This window comes from Anaerolineales bacterium, assembly GCA_016928575.1.
Classification (GTDB): domain Bacteria; phylum Chloroflexota; class Anaerolineae; order Anaerolineales; family RBG-16-64-43; genus JAFGKK01.
Map to the genome: position 1 here is coordinate 1 of JAFGKK010000008.1, position 22,318 is coordinate 22,318.

General features: G+C 65.4%; 19 protein-coding genes and 2 pseudogenes. 9 read left to right on the forward strand and 12 right to left on the reverse strand.

Annotated features, from left to right (window positions below):
* The 4 genes from JW929_01140 to JW929_01155 all read left to right on the forward strand — a co-directional run.
* The coding region (locus JW929_01140) for a hypothetical protein (GenBank protein ID MBN1437987.1) at window positions 1–344 on the forward strand (344 nt) is incomplete at its 5' end.
* A gap of 258 nt (window positions 345–602) precedes the next feature.
* On the forward strand, window positions 603–2,669 hold the full coding sequence (locus JW929_01145; GenBank protein MBN1437988.1) for a glycoside hydrolase family 3 C-terminal domain-containing protein: 2,067 nt from the start codon (window positions 603–605) through the stop codon (window positions 2,667–2,669).
* A gap of 154 nt (window positions 2,670–2,823) precedes the next feature.
* Window positions 2,824–4,893 (forward strand): chloride channel protein, encoded by a 2,070-nt coding sequence (locus JW929_01150; GenBank protein ID MBN1437989.1) that lies wholly within the window; start codon window positions 2,824–2,826, stop codon window positions 4,891–4,893.
* A 132-nt stretch (window positions 4,894–5,025) separates the two neighbouring features.
* Window positions 5,026–5,898, forward strand: a complete 873-nt coding sequence (locus JW929_01155) for a GGDEF domain-containing protein (GenBank protein MBN1437990.1) — start codon at window positions 5,026–5,028, stop codon at window positions 5,896–5,898.
* A 93-nt stretch (window positions 5,899–5,991) separates the two neighbouring features.
* Here the strand turns inward: JW929_01155 and JW929_01160 are convergent, their stop codons facing one another.
* Window positions 5,992–8,196: a response regulator gene (locus JW929_01160; GenBank protein MBN1437991.1), complete on the reverse strand. Its 2,205-nt coding sequence runs from the start codon at window positions 8,194–8,196 to the stop codon at window positions 5,992–5,994.
* Between the two features lie 451 nt (window positions 8,197–8,647).
* Here JW929_01160 and JW929_01165 point away from each other — a divergent pair, with 451 nt between their 5' ends.
* From JW929_01165 to JW929_01175, 3 genes are all read left to right on the forward strand, one after another.
* Window positions 8,648–8,980 (forward strand): YtxH domain-containing protein, encoded by a 333-nt coding sequence (locus tag JW929_01165; GenBank protein MBN1437992.1) that lies wholly within the window; start codon window positions 8,648–8,650, stop codon window positions 8,978–8,980.
* Window positions 8,981–9,031: 51 nt separating this feature from the next.
* Entirely contained in the window at window positions 9,032–9,538 is a 507-nt protein-coding gene (locus tag JW929_01170; protein ID MBN1437993.1) for a hypothetical protein, read from the forward strand.
* Between the two features lie 427 nt (window positions 9,539–9,965).
* Window positions 9,966–11,129 (forward strand): hypothetical protein, encoded by a 1,164-nt coding sequence (locus tag JW929_01175; GenBank protein MBN1437994.1) that lies wholly within the window; start codon window positions 9,966–9,968, stop codon window positions 11,127–11,129.
* 176 nt (window positions 11,130–11,305) lie between these two features.
* Here JW929_01175 and JW929_01180 read toward each other — a convergent pair whose 3' ends face one another.
* The 5 genes and pseudogenes from JW929_01180 to JW929_01200 all read right to left on the reverse strand — a co-directional run bounded on the left by JW929_01180 (window position 11,306) and on the right by JW929_01200 (window position 14,452).
* The gene (locus JW929_01180; GenBank protein MBN1437995.1) at window positions 11,306–12,298 is read right to left on the reverse strand and encodes a sodium:calcium antiporter; all 993 of its coding nucleotides are present in this window, start codon (window positions 12,296–12,298) and stop codon (window positions 11,306–11,308) included.
* Window position 12,299: 1 nt separating this feature from the next.
* Window positions 12,300–12,644, reverse strand: coding sequence for a hypothetical protein (locus JW929_01185; protein MBN1437996.1), 345 nt, complete (start codon window positions 12,642–12,644; stop codon window positions 12,300–12,302).
* 82 nt (window positions 12,645–12,726) lie between these two features.
* Window positions 12,727–12,909 (reverse strand): hypothetical protein, encoded by a 183-nt coding sequence (locus JW929_01190; GenBank protein MBN1437997.1) that lies wholly within the window; start codon window positions 12,907–12,909, stop codon window positions 12,727–12,729.
* Between the two features lie 28 nt (window positions 12,910–12,937).
* Window positions 12,938–14,153: pseudogene (locus JW929_01195) on the reverse strand (L-rhamnose isomerase).
* Window positions 14,154–14,182: 29 nt separating this feature from the next.
* On the reverse strand, window positions 14,183–14,452 hold the full coding sequence (locus tag JW929_01200) for a class II aldolase/adducin family protein (protein MBN1437998.1): 270 nt from the start codon (window positions 14,450–14,452) through the stop codon (window positions 14,183–14,185).
* A 147-nt stretch (window positions 14,453–14,599) separates the two neighbouring features.
* On the opposite strand from JW929_01200, the gene JW929_01205 reads away from it, so the two are divergent.
* Entirely contained in the window at window positions 14,600–15,340 is a 741-nt protein-coding gene (locus tag JW929_01205) for an extracellular solute-binding protein (protein ID MBN1437999.1), read from the forward strand.
* A gap of 162 nt (window positions 15,341–15,502) precedes the next feature.
* Here JW929_01205 and JW929_01210 read toward each other — a convergent pair whose 3' ends face one another.
* The 6 genes and pseudogenes from JW929_01210 to JW929_01235 all read right to left on the reverse strand — a co-directional run bounded on the left by JW929_01210 (window position 15,503) and on the right by JW929_01235 (window position 20,967).
* A complete protein-coding gene (locus JW929_01210) occupies window positions 15,503–16,183 on the reverse strand; it encodes a hypothetical protein (protein ID MBN1438000.1) in 681 nt (226 codons plus the stop codon).
* Window positions 16,086–16,919, reverse strand: a pseudogene (locus JW929_01215) (hypothetical protein). Before JW929_01215 ends, JW929_01210 begins: the two are co-directional and overlap by 98 nt.
* Window positions 16,920–17,178: 259 nt before the next feature.
* Window positions 17,179–17,859, reverse strand: coding sequence for a hypothetical protein (locus tag JW929_01220; GenBank protein MBN1438001.1), 681 nt, complete (start codon window positions 17,857–17,859; stop codon window positions 17,179–17,181).
* Between the two features lie 284 nt (window positions 17,860–18,143).
* Window positions 18,144–19,082 (reverse strand): hypothetical protein, encoded by a 939-nt coding sequence (locus tag JW929_01225; protein MBN1438002.1) that lies wholly within the window; start codon window positions 19,080–19,082, stop codon window positions 18,144–18,146.
* Window positions 19,060–20,109: a hypothetical protein gene (locus JW929_01230; protein ID MBN1438003.1), complete on the reverse strand. Its 1,050-nt coding sequence runs from the start codon at window positions 20,107–20,109 to the stop codon at window positions 19,060–19,062. Before JW929_01230 ends, JW929_01225 begins: the two co-directional genes overlap by 23 nt.
* Before the next feature lie 165 nt (window positions 20,110–20,274).
* Window positions 20,275–20,967: an NUDIX hydrolase gene (locus JW929_01235; protein ID MBN1438004.1), complete on the reverse strand. Its 693-nt coding sequence runs from the start codon at window positions 20,965–20,967 to the stop codon at window positions 20,275–20,277.
* A 228-nt stretch (window positions 20,968–21,195) separates the two neighbouring features.
* On the opposite strand from JW929_01235, the gene JW929_01240 reads away from it, so the two are divergent.
* Entirely contained in the window at window positions 21,196–22,281 is a 1,086-nt protein-coding gene (locus JW929_01240; GenBank protein ID MBN1438005.1) for a GAF domain-containing protein, read from the forward strand.
* Window positions 22,282–22,318 lie beyond the last annotated feature (37 nt).

Below are 22,318 nucleotides of genomic sequence, written 5' to 3' on the forward strand. Positions count from 1 at the left end.
GATCGTCATGCCGGCGCCCGCCCTCGGCGCGTTCTTTGCCGGGGGTGAAATTAGCCGGCATCCAGAAAAATTTCACTAAATACTGGACCCCTGCTTCGCGAGGGCGGGCGCGGGGGCGCCGCGCCGGGGTGACGGACAAAACCTATAACACCGGTGATGTTTTGCTGAAATTATTCTGTCGAAATAAGCCGCCTGAGCAGTTGCAAAAATTATTACCTATGGCGGCGGGCATTACAAAGCAAATCGGACCACAAAATGCGCACGACGAATTAAAAAAATATTCTCCTTGCGCCTTCCGTGTTCCTCCTTGTGTTTTTTTGTGTACCGGGTGCGAAAGAGAATAAACCGGGACACAAGAAGCACAAAATGCAAAAGAAGGATTTACATTTTTTGTGCCTTCCGTGTTCCTCCTTGTGTTTTTTGTGCCGCCGTACCGGGCGTGAAAGAGAAATAACCGGGGCACAAGAAGCACAAAAGCCACAAGAAGGTTATTGTATTTTTGCTCTTGTGCTTTTTTTGTTCCCTGTTGCGCCTTTTGTGTACTGTTCTCCCCGTTGAAAAGGGAGTACACTCCTGACCGACAACCCCATTCGGAGGATGCCATGGACTTTGCCACCGCAGTAAAGAATTATCGCGACAAAAAAACCAAGGAAAACCTCCGCCGGCAGGTGGACGCGCTGCTGGCGGAGATGACGCTGCGGGAGAAGATTTACCTGCTCTCCGGCCGCGGCGTGATCATGTCCTTCAAGAACCGCCTGCTTCATTCACGGTTCTACAACTATGAGCCCATCCCGGCCGGCGGCTGCAAGCGGCTTGGCATCCCGCCGGTTCTGTTCACCGATGGACCGCGGGGGGTCGTGTTGGGGAACAGCACCTGCCTGCCCGCCGCCATGTGCCGCGCCTCCGCCTTCGACGACGGGTTGGAATACCGCGCCGGCAAGCTGATCGCCGCGGAAGCAATCGCCCAGGGGGCGAATTTCTTCGCCGGGATCTGCATCAACCTGGTCCGCAACCCGCGCGGGGGAAGGAGCCAGGAGAGCTACGGGGAGGATCCGTTCCTCCTTGGGAAGATGGGCGCCGCCCTCACCCGCTCGGTCCAGGAGGAGGGAATGATCGCCTGCCCTAAGCACTTCGCCCTCAACAGCATCGAGGACCTGCGATTCCACATCAACGTGACCGCCGACGACCGCACGTTGCACGAGGTCTACCTGCCGCACTTCCGGAAATGCGTCGAGGCCGGAGCCCTTTCGATCATGGGCGCCTACAACCGCTTCGACGAGTTTTACTGCTGTGAAAACCGCAAGCTACTGACCGACATCCTGCGCCGGGAGTGGGGCTTCGACGGCTTCGTTATGTCGGATTTCGTCTGGGGCGTGCACGACGCGGAGCATTCGCTGCGCGCCGGGTGCGACATCGAGATGATGTTCACCATCCACTACCGCAAGATCGGCGCGATGCTCCGCGACGGCCGGCTGAACGTCACCCATGTCGACCGCGCGGCGGGCAACATCCTCTCCGTCCTGATCCGGAGCGTCCCCAACATCCAGCCCAGGGAAAAGAGCGTGGTGGCTTCCGCTAGCCATCGGGCGCTGGCGCGCGAGACGGCGGAAAAGGGGATCGTGCTCCTGCAGAACAACGGCCTGCTGCCGCTGCCCGCGGATACGCCGCTGACCGTCGCCGGCAACTATGCCGACCGGGAAAACGTCGGCGACAACGGCAGCAGCCGCGTGTACAGCGCCGGCGTCGTCACGCCGTACGCCGGGCTGAAGGATGCCTTTGCGCGGGTCAATCTTTCGCAGGGGATCAACCTGCAGGAAGCGCTGGCGGCGTCGGAGGAATCCCGGACGGTCGTGGTCTGCGCCGGGAGCGACAGCTCGCAGGAAGGCGAATACGTCTCCAACACCCGCTACGGCCTGAAGCGCAAGCAGGCCGGCGCCGGCGGTGACCGCGCCAGCCTGCGCCTGTCGGCCGGGGAAACGGCGCTGATCCGCGGCTTGAAGGCCGCGGGCCGCAAGGTGGTCGTCGTGCTGTTCGCCGGCTGCGCCGTGATCGTCGAAGAATGGAAAGCGTCCGCCGATGCAATCCTGATGAATTATTACAGCGGGGTGGAAGGTGGAACCGCCTTAGCCAACATTCTTAGCGGCAAGGTCAATCCGAGCGGCAAACTGCCGTTCACGGTGGCCAAGGACGAGGCGGACTATCCCCCATTCCTCGAAATCGGGCAGCAGCCGTATGAGATCGAATACGGGTATTACCACGGCTACACGCTGTTCGATAAAAAAGGTATCGAACCCGCCTTCCCGTTCGGCTTCGGGCTTAACTACACGACCTTCCAGATCGGCAAACCGGCCGCCGTCAAGGAAAAGGCGGCGGTCCTCCTGAGCGTCGAGGTGAAAAACACCGGATCGCGCGACGGGACCGAGGTGGTCCAGGTCTACGCCGGATCCGACGGAGCCGGACAGGACCGGCCGGTGAAGCTGCTCAAGGCCTTTCAACGCGTGGAGGTGAAAGCCGGCCGGTCGAAACGGATCAGCCTGCGGATCGACAAGGAGGATTTGAAATTCTACAATCCGCTAACCGGCCAATGGGCGCTCGACAAATCGTATACGCTGTACGTGGGAAACAGCAGTCCGGACGCGATGCGGCGCCGGACGCGGGTCGTTTTCTAGCCGAACATGAAAAGGCCCACCCCAGGCGGCTGATCCGCCCCGGGGGTTTGCATCACCCGCGGCCGACGGCATTCGGCGGCGATACGGCCGCGGACTGCCGGAGGCGGTGTGGTATAAAACGGGATCGCCATATTCCGGAAGGAATCCCTCCGAAATGCGCAACCCGAGAAATCCGCTGGAAGCCGCCCTCGACCGTCTCCGCCCGTCGGAGACGGCGATTTTGTTGGCGACGGCCGTCGCCGTCGGCGGGGGCACCGGACTGGGAGCGGTGCTGTTCATCCGCCTGATCGCGGCGGTCCAAAGCCTGTTCTTCGACTCCGGCGCGGATTGGTTCGGCGGGCTGGGCGGGGGATGGGCGGCGCTCGTGCCCGTGCTCGGCGGGTTGGCCGCCGGTCCGATCATCGCCTTCCTCGCCAAGGAAGCCAAAGGGCACGGCGTTCCGGAAGTGATGCAGGCGATCGCCCTGCGCGGCGGCCGCATTCGCCCGCGGGTCGTTTTGGCCAAGCTGGCGGCTTCGGCGCTGTGCCTGGGCAGCGGCGGGTCGGCCGGGCGCGAGGGGCCGATCGTCCAGGTGGGCGCGGCGCTGGGATCCAGCATCGGGCAGTGGCTCGGCCTGAGCGAAAACCGGATCCGCAACCTGGTCGCCTGCGGTGCGGCGGCCGGAATCGCAGCCACGTTCAACGCGCCGATCGCCGGCGTGCTGTTCGCGATGGAGATCATCCTGGGCGAACTGCACCTCGGCGACTTGGGGAACGTGGTGGTCTCCTCCGTCACGGCCGCCACCCTCGGGCGGATCTTCCTCGGAGACCGCCCGGCGTTCGCCATTCCCAACTACGGCGTGCGCTCGCCTTGGGAAATTCTTCTGTACGTCCTGCTCGGGGTGCTCTCGGCGGTCTGCGCCGTCTTCTTCATCCGCCTGCTCTACTGGTTCGAGGATCGTTTCGACGGCTGGCGGTTCCCGGATTGGTTGAAACCCGCCGTCGGCGGAGGGTTGCTGGGCGCGCTGGCGCTGGCATATCCGCTCGTCCTGCGCGCCGCCGGCGCGCCCGCCTCCGAACTCCCTTCGGGGCCGCTGACATCCGCCAACCTTCCCCAGATCTTCGGATCGGGATTTTCCGTCATCGAGCAATCGCTGACCGCCCAGCTCCCGCTGGGCGTGCTGCTGGCTTTGGCCCTGCTCAAACCGCTGGCCACGTCGCTGACCCTCGGCTCCGGGAATTCCGGCGGCGTGTTCGCCCCCTCGCTGTTCACCGGAGCGGTGCTGGGCGGGGCGTTCGGCCTGGCGGTGGAGCGTCTGGCGCCCGGGGCGACCGCCGGGGCGGGCGCCTTCGCCGTGGTGGGGATGGCGGCGGTCTTCGCCGGCGCGGCGCGGGCGCCCTTCACCGCGATCGTGATCGTCTTCGAAATGACCAACGATTACCGGATGATCGTTCCGCTGATGGCCGGCGTGATCGTAAGCCTGATCGCGGCCGAAAAACTGCATCCGGAATCCATCTACACGCTGAAACTCACCCGCCGCGGAATTCGCCTCCGCCGAGGAAAGGACATCGACGTGATGGAGGCGGTCCGGGTGGACGAAGTAATGGTCCGCGATCCGTTCACCGTGCCGGCCGCCCTGCCCGCCGGCCGGCTGGCGGAGGAGTTCATCCGCACCGGCCGCCACGGCTTCCCCGTGGTCCATCCGGACGGAGCGCTGTTCGGCGTGGTCTCGTTGGAGGATTACCGCAGCCGGATCGCCGGCTCGCCCGAGCGGGCGGAACAGCTGACCGCGGGCGAGATCGCCTCGACCGACCTGGTCACGGTGTTTCCGGACGATTCGGTCGGGACCGCCCTGCAGCGGATGGCGCCGCGCGACCTTTCGCGGCTGCCGGTGGTGGCGCGGGACGATCCGCGGCGGCTGATGGGGGTGGTGCGGCGCAACGACATCGTCCGCGCCTACGAGGTGGGCGTGGCGCGCCGCGAGGAGCTGCGCAACCGCTCGGAGGTGGCGCGAAAATTCGAGCGCACCGCCGCCGGGTTCATCGACTTCGCCGTCGGCGCCGGATCGCCGGCGTTGGGCAAGCGGATCGCCGAGCTGGCCCTGCCCCGCGAAGCGGTGCTGGTGTCGATCCGCCGCGGGCGCGGATTGGTCATCCCGCACGGCGACACCCGCCTGCAGGAAGGCGACGTCGTCACCGCGCTGTGCGAGCACGAAAGCGCGAAGGCGCTGACCGCGCTGTTCTGAGGATCGCGCTCCGTTCCACAGCCCGAACCCGCCGATCCGGAACGCGACGATCCCCTCGGCCTCCGTTCGGCCTCTTGAGCAGCCGCCTCCGGCGTTCCGCGGCCGGGTCCGCCTCGCAGCGCAGAGAAAACCATGAAGATCATCGCCTGGCTTGAAAAACGGAGGTCCGCATTTTGGATCGGAGTGGGGGTTGTCTTCGTCCTGGGCGTCGGCGCCGCGGACGCACTCACCGGCAACCGGCTTTCTTTCTCCCTGTTCTACATCCTCCCCATCGCCACCGTAACTTGGTTTTGCGGCAGGAATTGGGGCCTGACATTCAGTGCGTTCAGCGCGGCGGTGTGGTTCGCCGCCGACGCCGCCGGCGGCCAGGTCTATTCGCCGCCCCCCATCCGCTATTGGAATGCGGTCATCCGCCTGGGCTTCTTCGTGCTGGTGGCGGTGCTGCTGCCGGCCCTGAAGGCGCTGGAGCATGAAAGGGAACTGGCGCGGACCGACCCCCTAACCGGCGCGGCGAACCGCCGCCACGTGATCGAAGCGATGGACAGGGAATTGTGGCGCTCCCAGCGCAGCCGGCGGTCGTTCACCATTGTGTACATCGACCTCGACGGATTCAAAGCCGCCAACGACGCCCTAGGACACCGGGTCGGGGACGACATCCTGCGGGCGGTGGTCCGCCGCGGATCGGGTCAATTGCGGAAGACGGACCTGATGGCCAGGATTGGCGGGGATGAATTCCTCCTGCTCCTGCCCGAGACGGACCGCGCCGGATCGAAAAAAACCGTAGCGAAAATCCAAGCCGCCCTGCGGAATGAAATGGAAAAACATCATTGGCCGGTGACATTTTCCATAGGGGCGTTAACCTGCCGCCGGGCCTCGGCCGCTTCCGAAGAATTGATTAAAAAGGCCGACGCGTTGATGTACTCGGTGAAAAACAGCGGGAAAAACGCGGCCGCGTTCGAGGATTTCCCGGGGCGTGACTCCCGCGTGCGATTCGGGGGCAAATGAGCTGCTCCCGCCCCCGGAAGGGGAAGAGGGGCATTCCCCATCCTGCGGGAGCGTGAAGCGCCGAAGCCGGTGCGCCGAATCACGCCCCCGGCCCTAGCGCTTCCGCGGCCTGGGCAGGAACACGTAGCCCGTTCCCCAGCGGGTTTGGATGAAGGCCGGCTGCTTCGGATCCGCCTCGATCTTTTTGCGCAGGCGGCTGATGTGGACGAACAAATCGTGGCGGGTATGGACCGTGCCCGGGCCGAAGATGCGCTCCATCAACTGACCGTATTCCAGGATCCGGCCGGGGTTCCGCGAAAAGAACGCCAAGAGATCGAACTCGGTCGGCGTCAGGTCGAGCCGCCTGCCGGATTTCCAAGCTTCGCGCGAGGCATACTCGACCGTCAGTCCCTTTTCCTCAAAGCGTTCCGCCCCCTCCTCCGGTAAGGAATCCCCGCGGCGAATCAGCGAGCGGATCCGCGCCAGAAGCTCCGCGGATTGGAAGGGTTTGGTCACGTAGTCGTCGGCTCCGGTATCCAGCGCCGCCACCAGATCCCCTTGGGAAAGTTTGGAGGTGAGGACCAGGATCGGCACGCCCGACAGGCGGCGGATGTTGCGGCACAGGCTCAATCCGTCCATCCCCGGCAGAGTCCATTCCATCAGAATCAGGTCCGGCGGCGACGTCCGCAGAATGTCGATCGCCGCGGGGCCGTCCGGCGCCGCCGCCGCCTCGTAGCCGGCCCGCTTCAGGATCGTAAGCAGCAGCGCTTGGTAATCGGCCTGATCCTCGACGACCAGGACCCGCTTGGTCTCCTCCCCGGACGGCGGCGGAGGCGGCGCCGCTCCCGCTGCCTCCGGCGGAGGCGGCATCAGCGGGAGGGTGAAGAAAAACCGCGTTCCCCGGTCCAGCCCAGCCGGCGGGCTCTCCACGCCCAGCCGGCCGCCGTGGGCTTCGACGAATTTGCGGGTGATGTGCAGTCCGATTCCCCCGGCCCGATCCGGATCCGCGGCGTCCGTTCTATCCAGCAGCAGCTTCCGGCGTTGGGCGTCGATCCCCGGCCCCTGATCCGTCACCGACACGCGCAAAGCCTCCCCCGCCGGTTCCGCCCGGATGCGGACCGGCGCCTCCGGCGGCGAATACCGGACGGCGTTGTCGAGCAGGATGACCAGGACCTCCTCCAGCCGGGCCGGGTCGGCGCGGATCGTCGGCAGATCCTCCGGAGCTTCGACCGTCACCCGCCTGCCTTCCAGCGATTCCGAAGCCCGGTCCACGGCCTGGCGGATCAACTCCGGCAGACGGACCGATTCCAGCTTCAAGCCCAGACCGTCGGTTTCCATGCGGGTCAGGGCCAGGCTCCGGTCCGCATGCCGCACCAGTTCGTCGGTGCGGCGGTTGATCACCTCCAGGAATTCCTGCACCATCGCGTCGTCCCATCGCCGGAAATTCGCCAACAGCGCGGTCGCATGCCCCTTCAACGCCGCCAGCGGGGCGCGGATATCCTGGGCCAGGATCGAAAGCAGGCGGACTTTCCACGCCAGCCTGCCGCGCGCCTCGGTCACGTCCTGGATCAGCCCTCCCCAGCCCATCCGCGCGCCGTGCGGATCCCGGACCGGGAAGAAAGCGATCTCCAGAATGCGGCGCGGAGGGTCCCTGCGGGAGACCTCCACCACCGGCCGGCCTTCCACCGCCGACGCCGCCCTCTGCAGACGATGTTGAACCACCCCGGGTTCCTCGGCCGAGGCGATCAGCGGGGCGAACAAATCCGCCTGGGATCGGCCGGTCATTCCCTCCGCTGGTACCCCCAGCCAGCCGGCGGCCGCGCGGTTGATCTCGGTCAGGTTCCCCTCCCGGTCCATCAGGAACACCCCCGCGCCGATGCTTTCGATCAGCGCCCGCCGGCGGGCGCGGTCCCGCCGCAGGGCTTGCTCGATCGTTTTCTGCTGGGTGATGTTGACGAAGGAGAATTCAAAGGCGAATTTGCTGTCCCCGGGGCGGGTCCGGCCGTACACCAACATCGTGAGGGTCTGCCCCTCCGCATCCCGCATCCGGATTTCCCGGCGGCGGATGATGCGCTCTCCGCGCAATTCGCCGATCAGCTCCCGGGCGGACTCGGGTTGTTCAAACAGGGCGTCGAATGGAATACCTCCTCCGCGGACATCCTCCCGGCGGAGGCAAAACCGCCGAAGAAACGCCTGGTTGACCAGCGCCAACGCGCCCCCGGAATCCAAGACGGCCTTCGCCACGGGGGACAGCTCGAAAAAATCTCGGTACAGCGTATCTGCCGGCGGCGTTTTCCGCCGCGATGCCATCTTCTTCATCGGCTACGGCCCTGCGTGAACCGCGGCCGGGAGAGGGGACCGCCGAATATGCGCAGGCATTTTTTCTCCATGATTACTCGGACGCGGCAACCGGAATGGACGGCGCCTGCCAGCCCGCCGGAAAAGGATCCAAGCCGGTTTGTGCCGGCCCCGATCGGGCCGGGTCGGGGATACGCCCGCCGAGAACTCAGGCCGCCCCAGGATTGCCAAACGAAGCAGTCGTTCCCCTGCGGGCGCAGTCCGCGGCAAGCTTCACCCCCATCCTTTTCCCGCCGCATCAATAGGCCGATGAAAACACTGCTCGGAGGCCTGCAATCAATTTACACTTTTAGAGAGAATTTCGCAAGATTTTTTAGCACCTTGGAGATTTTTTAGAGATATTTTTCAGTTAGGATTGTGGAAACAAGGCAATTTTCTAAAGAATCAGCCCATTTTCAAGAAAGGAGAAACCATGACCAACAATCAGAGTTCCCTGCCGGTGGTCGGCGCATTCGTTTTGGGATCCGTTGTGGGCGGTTTGGCGGGTGCGCTGGCCGGCATCCTCCTGGCGCCGAAATCCGGGTCTGAAATGCAGGCGGACATCAAACGACGGGTGACGGATTTCCGCGACCAGGCGGATGAAGCCCTGGCCAAGGGGCGCGAATCGCTGGAGAGCTCGATCAGCAACACGAGCGGGAAGATCCTCGAAAGCGCCCGCAGCAAGATCGCCGAAAAGATGGAGCACACCGCCGCTTCGATTCACGAGCGCGCCAAGAACCTCCGCCCGGACACCACGGCCGGATGAAAGCCTCGGCCGGGGATGGCAGAGGACAAGGAACGCGGACGGAGACGGCGCATGCGCACCGCACGACCGGGGTCGTCCGCCGGTGAAACCGCCAACCGGCGCGGCGGAAACGGGAAACACGGGATGGCCGCACCAGGAACCCCTTCGACGCCCAAACCGGAAGCCGGCCCTCGGAACGGCGGAATCCTCCTGGTGGAAACAGACGCCGAACTGAGGAACGCGGTGGCGATCTGCCTGAAAACGAACGGCTGGCGGATCTATCCGGCCGAGGGTTTCGAGCAAGCCCGCGAAATCCTGGAACGGACGGGCCCGGAGATCCTTGTCCTGATGAGTCTGGAAACACAGCCGGAACTGCAAGGCGCGATGATCGAATTGTTCCGGAAACGGCAAACCGGGCGTCGAAGGGGTTCCGTCATACTCGCGGTCGACCGGCGTCCGGAGGATGCCTGGCGGCGAAGATATCATCCGGACGCCGTGATCTTCAAACCGTTCGACGTGCGCTTCCTCTCCCGCCGGATCGCCCAACTGATGGGCGAAGCGGCCCATCCGGCCGGCTGACCGGCCGGCTTCCGCCGTCCCGGACGGGGGATGGAAGCATGCCGTTTCCTTGGGAGGCGCCAATGATCCGATACCACGACACCGTTTTTTGCGATGGGTGCGGCGCGGAAATCACATGGTCCCCGATGCTCGTCCGCGGCGGGGAGTATTGCTGCCGGGATTGCTCACAAGGCCGAAACTGCCGTTGCGGAGAGCGGATGGATTGGGAAGGCGATCGACGGACGACATCCGCGGAACAGGCCTCCGGGGCTGGGGCGGATAACCGCGCGCCGTAGGCAAGCGCCGCCCGCGCAGGGTCCGGCGCCGGGCGAAAGCGGTGCTTTTTCGGTCGCCGGGCCGCCTTTGGACCCGGAGAAGCGGCGGGGTTCCGGCCGCTTCTCCGGGCGCTCCTATTGATCCGGCGCAACAATCACAGGGAGGATCAGCCATGCTGTTTTCCAAATCGGATTTGCCCGCCCTAACCCGGACTCCTCAGGCAGGGCTTTGCGTCTCGATGTTCGCCCCCACCCACCGCTTCGGCCGGCAGAAGGAGCAGGATCCGATCCGCCTCAGGAACCTGATCCGGTCGGCCGAACGCAAGCTGCGGTCGGAGGGAATGCGCCCCTCCGACGCGGCCGAAACGCTCGATCCGGCGCGCGAGATGATCCGGACTCCGGGATTCTGGCGCCATCAAAACGACGGCCTGGCGATTTTCCTTTCCCCCGCCGTCCGGCGCGTTTACCGTCTGCCAATTCGACCGCCCCGCACCTTGGCCGTCGGGCGCCGGTTTCACATCCGCCCGCTGCTGCCGCTGTTGTACGAGGACGGCCAATTCTGCCTCCTGACCCTCAGCCGGAACGGCGGGCGGTTTTTTTGGGGCAATCGCGACGGATTGTCGCCCCTCGCCGGCGATTCCATTCCCGGATCCCCGCCCGACGCCCTATCTTCCGATGGTTCCGGAAAACAAATACAGTGGCACACGCGCACCGGCGACCTCGGCGGACGGGGAAGGCGCGCCGCGGTGTTCCACGGCCAGGGAGGGGGAATGGAACAACGCAAGGATGATCTTCTCCGCTTTTTCCGGCGCATGGACCGCGGCTTGATTCCGCTCCTCCGCGGAAGCCGCCTGCCGCTGGTCGTGGCCGGGGTGGATTATCTGCTGCCGATCTACCGCAAAGCGAACACCTACCCGCACCTAACTGCCGTCCTGCCGGTGGGCAATCCCGACCGGATATCCGACCGGCGGCTTCACCTCCTGGCGTGGGAGGCGGTGCGGCCGGTCTTCACCCGGCGCCGGCGCGAAGCCTTCCTAGCCTACCGGCGCTTAGCCGCCGCGGGGGATCCCCGCGCGTGCGCGGATTTGCCGGCCGTCTTGACGGCGGCTTTTCAAGGACGCGTGGAAACGCTTTTCATGGACGCCCAGGGGCAGGAATGGGGGGTTTTCGACGCCGGAACCGGCAAATACACGCTGTTTTCCGGTCGGGAAGAGGGGGCCGAGGACCTGCTGGAACTCGCGGCCGTGCAGGTGTGCCTGAAGGGAGGTCAGGTTTTCGCCGTCGCCCGGGCGCAGATTCCCGCGGGTTCAAAAATCGCGGCGCTGCTTTCCGGTTGATTCCGGCAGCTCGGATCAAACCTCCGAAAAGGACGGGCCGTCGAAAAAGTCCGACGGCTGTTATCCGGCCGACCGCATAATCCGGCCAGGGCCGGGCGTGGTGTTGCAGGAGCGGGGAATCCGTGCTCCGCAGTCGGCGTCTTCCAGGGGCCGCGCCGGATTCTTCCGGCGATCCCTCAATGCGCGATGCCGCGGCTGTAGAGGAAAACCAAACCGGCGATGTAGAGCAGCATCAGCGCCAGCGCATCCATTTCGATGTAGAACACGCGCCGTTCCAGCCGCGCCAAATTCCCGATCAATCCCAGCCCCGTCATCAGCAGGCCGAGCATTCCCACCAGCAGGAAGGCCGGGTCGATCACTCCCAGGAACCGGCCTTGCAGATAGAACACGTCCGTCAGTCCGACGGCCATCATGTTGAACATGTTGCTGCCGAACAGGTTGCCGATCGCCATATCGTCCGAGCCGATCCTGACCGCGGCGACGGTCGTCACCAACTCCGGCAGCGAGGTGACAAGCGCCACCAGGGTCGTGCCGACAAAGGTCGTCCCCAGGCCGGTGAGCTCCGCAATCTCGGCGCTGGCCCCCACCATCAGCGGCGTGACGGCCGTCAGCGCCAAGGCGGCGATCCCGAATCCGATCAACCCCCGCCGCAGAGATGGCGTCCCCTCCGGCACGGCCGGCTCCTCCGATCCGGGGAGCTCGCGGCGGGGTTGACTGGCGCGGATCAGCCAGACGCCGACCCCGTACGCCAGCAGAATGGCCACGCTGTCGAGGCCGATCCAGCCGACGCGGACCTCGATATCCGCCAGGATGAAGAACACCACCAAGCTGATCAGGAACATCGTCACGCTGCCGGTGAGCGCGTGTTTCAACGCCGCCTTGCGCAGAATCCGGTCCTTGCGGTGCAGAAGGTCCAGGATCGCGAGCAGGAGCATGTTGAACATGTTGCTGCCGAGCAGGTTGCCGGCCGCCAGGTTGGGGACGCCCTGGGCCAGCGAACTCACCGTGGTGAGGACTTCCGGCAGCGAGGTGGCTCCGGCCAGCAGCAGCATCCCGATGAACATCCCCCCCAGCCGGGTGCGGACGGCGATGACGTCGCCGTACTTCGCCAGCCAATGGGCGGCGATCACGATCAGGATCGATGTGACGATGAAGGTGATCCAAACCATGTCAACCTTCCCGCTTCTTAGCGGGCACGCCGCGGACGAACGCCAGCGGCCAGGCCGCAAACACCCCGGTGTTCGGGCCTTCCAGATCGGTCACCACCTCCTGAGTCGCCCGCAGGCAATCCTGCACCAGCTTCCTGGTCTGCACGATCACAAACAGGGTGAGGTGCCCCTGCTCGGTGAATCCGGGCGCCGAGAAGATGTAGCGCATCGGAACCTGCTTGCTCTTCAGGCGCTGGATTCCGGTGCTCTCCACGATCGTCGCCCCGCGGATTCCGACGGCCTGCCAGGCCGTCAGCACCTGATCCAGCTTGTCGGGATCATCGAGGACCAGCATGATCATGTACATGGAACCGCCTCCGGCCTGCAAACCTGCGGGCCGCGGCAAGTATAACAAACGCCGGGGGAGAAGCGCGCACTCGCCCGGGGTCCTAATCCACGAAGAGCGGCTTGATCTTGGTTCGCAGGAAACGGTCGGGGCAGGAGGCGCCGATCTCCGCCGGGCGCAGCGCCTCGGCGCTGTTTCCGAAGAGCGGGCGCTCGATGACGTCCAGCTTCTCGGCGGCGGAATCCCACGGAAGGGTGACGTGCTTGAAATAATCGGCGGGGGCCATCCTCCCGCGCACCCCGGAAGGACCGCCGCTAGCGCTTGGCCAGTTCCTTCCGTTCGTAATCCCGGATGACGGACATCGCCGCCAGGCCGAGGGGGACGCCTTTGCGGAGGCAGTGGGCGTTCCAGACGGCGCCGAAAGGCAGGAATTTTAATTCTTCTTGGAGAACCAAGCGGCCGGTGAAATCGCCTTCGATTTCGAATCCGGCGAGCAGCCCGCGCGGCTCGAGCAAGGCCACCAGCAGGGCGCGCAGCGTGCTGCGCGCGCCGATCGTCCAGGCGGCGATGCGGTTGATGCTGGCGTCGAAGTAATCGAGGCCGATATGGATCCGCTCGAGCGCGTCGCTGCGGACGATCTCCTGGGCGATGGCCTGCAGGTCGTCGCCCCAGGTCACCACGTGGTCGCTGTCCCAGCGCACGCCGCGGCTGACGTGCAGCAGCAGACGCTCCAAAAAGAGCAGGAGGGACGGGATTTTGTCGGCGATCGTCTCGGTCGGGTGGAAGTGGCCGGAATCCAGCGTCAGCAGGATGTTGCGGCGCAGGGCGTAGCCGAGGTAAAACTCCATCGACCCCACCACGTAGCTCTCCGAGCCGAGTCCGAACAATTTGGGTTCGACCGAATCCAGGTTGTGGCGCCGGTCGATGTCCTCGGCCAGCACCGCATCCAGCGAATCCCGCAGCCGCTCGCGCGGGGAGAGGCGGTCCGCCGGAGTGTCCTTGTACCCGTCGGGAATCCAGATGTTCGTCACCGCGGGGGTTCCGAGTTCGCGGCCGAAATACTCGCCGATCTTCCGGCAGGCGATGCAATGCTCCACCCAGAAGGGCGGACGCCCGGGTCGCGGTGGGGTGCGAAAAGCAGGTTGGGTTGAAATCGACTCCGCGGCGGCGGGCTTTGGCCCAATCCTTCCAAGCCGCGAAGTGGCGCGGCTGGATCTGGTTGCGCGCCACCGAGCGGTCGGTTTCCAGGTAGATCGCATGCAGATTCAAGCGGTGGGCGCCGGGCAGCAGGCTGTAGACCAGGTCCAAATCCCGGCGCAGCTCCTCGGCGTTGCGGGCCTTGCCCGGATAGTTGCCGGTGGCTGCGATCCCGCCGCCGAGTTCGGCCCCCGGATTTTCGAAACCGCCCACGTCGTCGCCCTGCCAGCAGTGCAGGCTGAGGGAGATCTGATCCAGCCGCGCGAGGGCCTGCTCGGTGTCCACGCCCAGCGCGGCGTACCGCTCCCGGGCGATGCGGTACGCGTTTTGGATTTCGAATTCCGGTGCGGTAATGGGGGCCTTCAAAAGATGGTTTGCGCAACGCCGAACGTGGCGCAGACGGCGCGGATCTCCTCCACCGTCAGGCCTTCGGCAGCTTCGCCCGCGCAGAGGTTGAGGAACTCGTATTTCGCCGCCGTCTCGGCGTATTCCATCCGGTCCACGACGCGCTTGACCGATACGTCGGAGCGCGCCATGACGCCGTGTTTGGCCCACAGGACGATGCGGTGCCGCCGCAGGGCTTCCACCGTCGATTGCATCAGCTCCGCCGAGGAGGGAATCCGGAACGGCAAGATTCCGATCCCTTCCGGAAGGTTGAGGATGGTCTCCGGCTGCCAGCGCAGGAGCCGGGTGTTGAGGAAGCGTCGGTCGCGGTAGCGGGGGATATGGCTCAGGTAGGTGAGATGGGGCGGCTGGGCGTGGCGTTGCCGAAGGACAACATGACCTGGGACGAGTTCATCGCCTACGGCGAGGAACTCAAAGGGAAGCTGCCCGCGGGCGTGTTCCCCTTCGTCGACAACAGCACCAACACGGCCAACTACATGAGCTACTACCTCCGCCATGAAGGCACTCCGCTGTGGACCTCCGACGAGGGCGGCAAATCCTACGCCACGCTGGATTCCGCCAAGAAATGGTTCCAGCTGTGGGCGGATATGCGCGCCGACGGGCTGATCCCCGACGGGGACACCACCGCGACCTACGCCGAGACCGGGACCGACAACTCCGCGCTCGTGGCCGGCAAGGCGGCCGTCGGCCTGATCTGGAGCAACCAGCTGGCGAGCTATCAGGCGGCCATGACCGACGCACTCGGTGCGACGACGCTTCCCAAGGGCGGCGAGAAATCCTACGCGATCCAGATGAGTCAGTACCTGGGGATCAACAAGGACAGCCAGAACAAGGAAGCGGCGGCGGTGTTCCTCAACTTCTTCGTCACCTGCCCCGACGCGGGCGCAGTCCTCGGCACCGACCGCGGCGTGCCCTGCTCGCCGGAGGTGCGCACGGCCATCGCTCCGCAAGCCACCGAGACCGACGCGGCGGTGTACCGGATCTACAACGCGATCGCCGACCGCACCATCCCGCAGGATCCGAACCTGCCGAACGACCAGGAATTCGTGAACGAGCTGCGGCTGATCGGCCAGGCGGTGGCGCTTGGAGAAATGACGGTCGACGAGGCCGCGTAAGCCTTGATGGCCCTGATCGAGCGTCTGGCAGTCAAGTAATATCCGGCAGAGAAACGGTTACCAAAAGCGCGGGGCCGCAGGGCCCCGCGCTTTTCTTTTTTCCCGATCCGGCTCCGATTCACCGCCGACCTTTCGGCTGTCGCCGGCGGGTCGGTTTCCGGATTATGTTCCTCTTTCCGCGGCAAAGGGCTTCAGGTGCCTTAGGAAATGCCGCTCCAAGTTGGCGGCGTACGCCTCGGAGTGCTTCGACAAGAGTTCGAACAGCGCGTCCTTGAACCGCAAGCCGCCGGAGGGCAGCTCCGCAGTCAGCACCGAGCCGAAGGTCACATGCAGGATCTGGCGCGCGTCCAAGTGGTCCAACAAGCCGGCCAGATCGGCCGCCTCCGCCGTCGGCGCGCGTCCAAGCCGGGCCGAGACGTGGTAGCTGGCCTTGTCGGTCTCGTACCGCTCCCGCGCGAAGGCGTAGATCTCCCGGAAGAATTCCGGCTCGGCCGCCGCGGCGGTGCGCAGGGCCTTGAGGTAGCTGGTGCCGGCGGTTTTCAGGTGGACCAATCCCCGCGTCCGGCGCATCGCGGCCGGGTAGACGGCGAATTTGTCGGAGCCGGAGTGCAGGCTGAGCTTATAGGGTCCGCAGCGCCGGGCGACGGCGGCGTGCACCGCCAAGTCCGCCTCCAGCGCCGCGGCCTCGCCGATGTAGTCGACCCCCTTTTCGAAGCGCCCGACGAAGCGCGGCGCGAGGCTGACTCCACGCCACGCCCAGGGCGCGCAGCACTTCGGCGATGTAGACGTGCTCCGCGGCCGAGGTGGGTTGTTCGGTCTCGTCCACCGAAACCTCCACCTCAAACGGCCGGCCGGCCGCGGCGCGCGCCAAATGGCGGCTCAACTTGGCCACGTGATTCACCGCCCGGCCGTATTTCACGGCCGCTTTGAGCAGGATCCCCTCGTCGAAGCGCAGGAGCGAGCCTTCGAGGTCGACGGTCTGGCCGAGCAGGCCGGTCGCGCGCGGCTGCAGTTCGGGCGGCAGTCGTTCCGCGCGCTCGCGCAGTTCTCCCAAATCCGCCGTTTCGGCGGATGGATCGACGTGGGCGCCGGGGTCGAAGGTGAAGAAGACGAATCCCGCCGCCAGGCAGGCGTCGATGTCGTCGGCCGTCTTCAGGTGGTCCGCATCCGCGCCGGTCCCGCCGCGCCAGCCTTCCTGGAAGATCCCCCAGGTCGCGTCGTCCATCACCTGCTGGGGCGTGCGTCCGGTGCGCTGCATCTCGCGGATCGATTGCTGGGCGAAAATCGGGGCGATCTCTCCGCCCGCCGCGCGCACGTGTCCGGGCGTGGCCAGCCCCAAGCGGTCGCCGAGGCCCGCCGAGGTGCGGATCCCCCACAGACGCGGCCGCAGCCATTCCAACTCCCCGCGCAGGGCGGCGGCGTTGGGCGGGCTGAGCGGGCCGAACAACAGCGTCCGGCCGCCGTGCTCCGCAGCCTCGCCGTCAAACCGCCCCAGGACGGCCGATCCGGGCTTGGCGATAACGGCCAGGCGCTTCCCGCTTCCGGTTTCGCACAGGCCAAAGCCCGGATCACCAGGGATGGCGCGTGCAGATTGAGATTAAGGCCTTTGAAAAAATCGATCATGGTTTCCCGCTTTCGGTTGCCGGGTTCTGAAAAAACCTTCGTGGACGCCTCTGCGAGCGGCCTACGTAGATCCGGGCGCCATCTACTTCCGTAAAAAAAGGGGAACGCTTGGCCCGGCCCGCCCGGGCGGAGCGGAGGCGGGATTCAGGTTGGACTGTACCGCCTAGTGCGCCGCCCTGCCGGACTTTTCCGGCGGCGCGTTTAAAAAAAAAACCTCAGCTTCCGTCCATCATCCGCCGGAAGTGGAAGCCGAGCAAAACCATCGCCACGGGGAAGGTCAACGACCAGATCCCCAGGCCGGCAAAGATCAGCACCGGCTGGTCGAACGGCGCAACCAGGGCCCCGAACAATCCCAGCGAAGCGCTGAGGATGAGAAACGCCTTAATCCATTGTTCCAGTTTTCCGTCCGGAAGCACCGGGACGACAAACAGCGTCGCGACGCTGAGAAAGGCGTATCCGATCGTTTCCAGCGCAAAAAACGCCGAGTGCAGGTTCGGCATCGCCAGCAGGGAGAGGCCCTCCCACTCGCCGGAGGCCGCGTTGAGCCGGACGACGAACAGTTGAAGGTAGTAGTTCGTGCTGATGATCGCCGCGTACGCGGCGGTGAGGGCGACCGCGACCAAGCTGAAAACCCGTTTCGATTCCGGCGCCAGGGAATGGACGCAGGACATGACCGCCGCCATGGTAAAAGTGAGAAAAATGACCGGGACCATGTTCGCCATTTGGAGAAAGTTCAACCCCCGGGCGTAGGCTTCCATCCCCTCCCATTCCGGCGGAGAAAACAGGACCGCAAGCACGGCGAAGGCGCTTGCAAAAAAGGCGGCCAGAAACGACGACCAAACCCCCAGCCTGATTGCGGGTTCCCTTCCAGGAAATGATTTTGATGCGGATGTCATCGTTGCTTTCATCCCTCCCGATCGGATTTCCCCCGGTTCCTCCGGCCGTTTCGCGGGGACCGCCCGGCGGCTGCGCCGAATTTCCGGCAGTATACCAGCCTCCGGCGGTATAGATTCCGCCGCCCGCCCACTTCAGCTCCAATCCCTTACCTTTTTTGCGGCCTTGGCGCAGGGAGGGTGGCAAGAGTTTGGAAGGAAACGGGCGGGATCCCCCACCGACCCGGAATATTCCCTGGGGTTGCCGGGTTTAAAAAAGCCGGATTGTTCCTGCCGCTTCAGTTTGGCTACACCACCAACCGTCCGACCCTCTCCGCAACCGAGATCAGCGCTTCCATGCCGGAGGGGAACTGCAGAAAATCCTTCTCGATCCCGTCGCTGAAGATCACGCCGCTGTCCGGGGTGTGGGAAACGACGGCCAGCGCGTTTTTCGGCGTGATCTTTCCGAAGATTAACTCGGCCCCCGAAGTCTTGCTGGGAAAAGGCTCGCGGACGCTGTAGTACAGATACTCCGCGTTCCACGGGAAGGAAGACGAATCCTCGGTCTGCCGGCGGCCCTTGCCTTCGCCCCGCACGATTCCCTGCGCGCCGGCCAGGATGCTCTTCAGCCAGCCGGTCGAGCCCAGGCCGGTCGAGACGATGATCCCGCTCGAAGACTGTGTTTCCTCGCGGCCGCCGTGGCGCAGGGCGTAGCGCAGGGAAGTGTGCGAGCGCGGCCCGATGAACAGATCGTTCACCGCATAGAGGATCTGCCCGTTGTTCAAGCGGGCCTGGGCCATGGTGATCGACCGGGTTTGGCGCAGTTCCCCCATCGCCTCGGGGACGACCTTGGCGAGATCCGGCACGGTAAAGGGCAGGAGGACCCCGTCCCAGCGGGCGGGGTCGGGATTCACGCCGATCACCGGCTGGCTCTCCAGGTACTTGAGGGTGTTGGCGACCAGGCCGTCCTGACCGAGGACGACTATGGTGTCCTCCCTGCCGAAGAGAAAGTTCGGCAGAAACGCCCGGTCCAGGACCTGCAGGCGGCCCAACCCGGAGAGGATCCGCGAGGCTTCTTCGACCGTCTCCCGGTAGCGCCGGTGTTCCCGCTCGTAATCGGAGAAATCCGCCCCCAGGCGCTCCACGGTGAAGCGGGCCTGGGAGCGGGTGTTGTGGCGGGCGATCAGCTCGTCCAGCCGCGTTTTGCGGACGACGAGGACGATCTTATTCTCCGTCGTCCGGTCCATCGGCGGTCCTCGCCTTTCCTTTCCGCATCAGTTCGCGCAGCAGCTCGGGGGAAATGTTCAACTGGCCGATCTTCTCGGTGCTTTCGGCGAGCTGGCGGAAGGCCTGAGCGACCAGCTGGCCGGGCTCCATCCCGACGCTGGCCAGCGATTGCACCACCGCCGGATCCAATCCGGCCAGCGGCTTGAGCACCGCGGCCATTCCGTAGGCCCGCGCATCGGCTTCGCGGCGGGTGTTCTCGGCGGAAAGATCCACCAACTCCTTGCGCTTGCCCTCGAGGGCGACCTGGGTGGCCAGTTCCATCTCGCGCATTTCGCGGCGCTTCTCCTGGACCGCGCGTTCGGCGTCCATCTGGGCCTCGCGCACCAGGCGCTTTTTGTTTTCCACGGCGATCTCGGTGTTCAATTCGCTTTCTTTGATCGCCCGCTCCTGCTCCACCGCAGCGTTGCGCCGCACGTAGACCGCCTCGTCCGCGCGCTGCAGGAGTTTTTCGCGAATGTCCGCCTCGAGCGCGCGGGCCGTCTCGGGGGTGGGCCGGATCGCCTGGATCGACAGATCCAGCACCTCGATCCCCATGGATTGGATCAGGTCGGCGCCCTGCAGGTTCTGGCGGATTCGCTGGGCCAGCGTGTCTGCGGCCAAGAGTGCCTCGGTAAGCGGCAGGCTTTTGATCCCGGACCGGATCCACACCTGCACCTGGTTGACGATCCGCTCCGAAAGGCGGAGCGGATCCTCGGACACGTAGCGGCGGGCGGAGGAGTCGAGGGTGAAATTGGCGAGCTTCGAAAGCCGCTTGGGGTCGGAGACGCGGAAGGCGACGTGCCCCTGAACGTCCACTTCCTGGTAATCCGCCGTCACCTCCTTGAAGATGAAGGGGGCATCCTGGCCCTCGAGCGGGATCAGGACCAGCGAGGTGGTCGGCGCGAAATACACGAACGACAGTCCGGCCCCCTCCCGCACCAGCCTGCCTCCGCCGTATTGCAGGATGTAGTTCGTCGGCTGAACCTTGATGAACCGGAAACCCAGCATGATTCCTCCTTGGAGGATCCGGACCCCGCCCCGGAAGGATATAGTGTTATTTATACACTAATTATAGCCGGCCGGCCGGGTTTGTCAAGGGAGCGCAATCCGGACCGGACGGGCCGAATCGTCGCCGGCGGCGCCGCCCGCCCCGGCCGACTCTTTCAGCCCCGCTTACGGGAACAGCCGCCGGGCTTTGGTTTCTTTCCCGGCGCTCTGGCGGTAGCGGTACAGGCGGGCCGGGCGGCCCTGCCCCGGTGCGGTGCGGTAGCGCCGGGTGGAGGCGAGAATTCCCGCCTCCAGGATCCGGCTGCGGAAGTTGCGCTTGTCCAGCTTTTCCGCCAGGACGGTCTCGTAGGCTTTCTGCAGTTCGGAGAGGGTGAATTCGTCCGGCAGGAGTTCGAATCCGACCGCGGAATACTCCAGCTTGTAGCGCAGCCGGCGGAGGGCGTAGGCCAGGATGTCAGCGTGGTCGAAGGCGAGCTCCGGGACCCTGTCCACCGGATGCCAGGCCGCGCGGGCGGCTTCCTCCCCGGGGCGCACCTCGACATCTTTGGAGAGCAGCGCGAAATACGCCACCGTGACCACCCGTCCGCGCGGGTCGCGGCCCGGATCGCCGAAGGTGTAGAGCTGTTCGAGGTAGACGTCTCGGACTCCGGTTTCCTCCTCCATTTCGCGCAGGGCGGCATCTTCCAGCGATTCGCCGATGCCGACGAATCCACCGGGCAGGGCCCACTTGCCGCGGTGCGGGGCAAAGGCACGCCGGATGAGGAGGACCTTCAAGGCGTCCTGCTCCAGTCGGAAGATCACCACGTCGACGGCGACGGCCGGCTGTCCGGCCCGGGCGGGGAAGGCTTGGGATTCCATCGCGCACCTCGGGTTAATTTTATTAGCAACACCAATTAAAGCCAATCCGTCCGCACGCCGGGCGGATTGCGATCCGGATGCCCGGGCAGAGTTTGCCGGACCCGGGAAGGATCAACGCGCCGCCGTCCGCCTCAAGCCAGGGAGCGGCGAATACGTTGGCCGCAAATCGGTTGCCAAGACACTCGCCCCGGAAGTAAAATCGACGGCGGCGGGAAAAAAAGGATTTCCATGAGGCAGAACATCCGCAGGCGAATCCTCCTGACCTGCATCGGCTTGGCCGTCGGTCCCCAATTAGCGGCCGGGATCGTGTTGGCCGGGCTGACCCGGTTCGCCTCCGCGCCGATCTCGCTGCAAACGGTGTTGACGGTCGCGCTGATTGCCACCGCCGCCTCGGCATGCGCCGCCGTCCTTCTGGGTTTGTGGACCACGCGCCGGATCGTTCAGCCCCTGCAGGGCATGACCGAGGCCGCCGAAGCGATCGCCACCGGCGACCTGGCGCCGCGGATTTCCGCCGTCTCCGACGATGAGGTTGGAATCCTGGCCGGTGCCTTCAACCACATGTGCCGGGTGCTGCGCGGGCGGATCGGCGCGCTGGAACGCCGCTCGGCGGACCAGACCAAGGCCCTGGCCGCGTTGCGCGAAGTCAGCCGCCTCACCGCCATGCTGGAGGAAAGGCAACTGGCAGCGGAGGTCGTCGAGAAGGTCCGCGATTCCTTCCACTACTTCCAGGTGCAGATGTATTTCCTCGACGCGGCCGGCGAGCACCTGATCCTGGCCGGCGACAGCAGGGGAGCCGCTCCGGGATCGCAGGCCGGGGAACACAAGGTTCCCAAAGGGCGGGGCCCGGCGGGGCGCGCCGCGGAATCCAACGCCCCGGTCCTGGTCCCCGATACCGCTTCGGACCGCGGCGGGCGGCCGGATCCGCCGCCGCCCAAGGTTAAATCGGAACTCGCCGTGCCGCTGGCCGTGGGAGACGAGGTGCTCGGCGTTTTGTACGTCCGGCAGAACATCGCCTACGGCCTGACTCAGGCGGATATCGACCTGCTCCAACCGATCGCCGGCCAGGTGGCCGCCGCGGTTCATTGCTCCCGCCCGCCGGCCGGCGTTCCGCGGCCGGAGGAAAGCGAAGAAGCGGCCGACCTCATCGGCCGAAAAATCGAACAAACGGCGACGATGGAAGACGCCTTGCGGACGGCGGCGGTCGAGCTCGGCCGCGCTTTGAACCACAGGGAGATGCGGGTGGTGCTGTTCGACCTGCCGGATTCCGGCAAGGCCGATTCGCGAGACGGATCGGGCGGCGGCCGCCTCCCCTAACCACCCGGTCAGCCGGGATGCGGACAACAACGGGAAG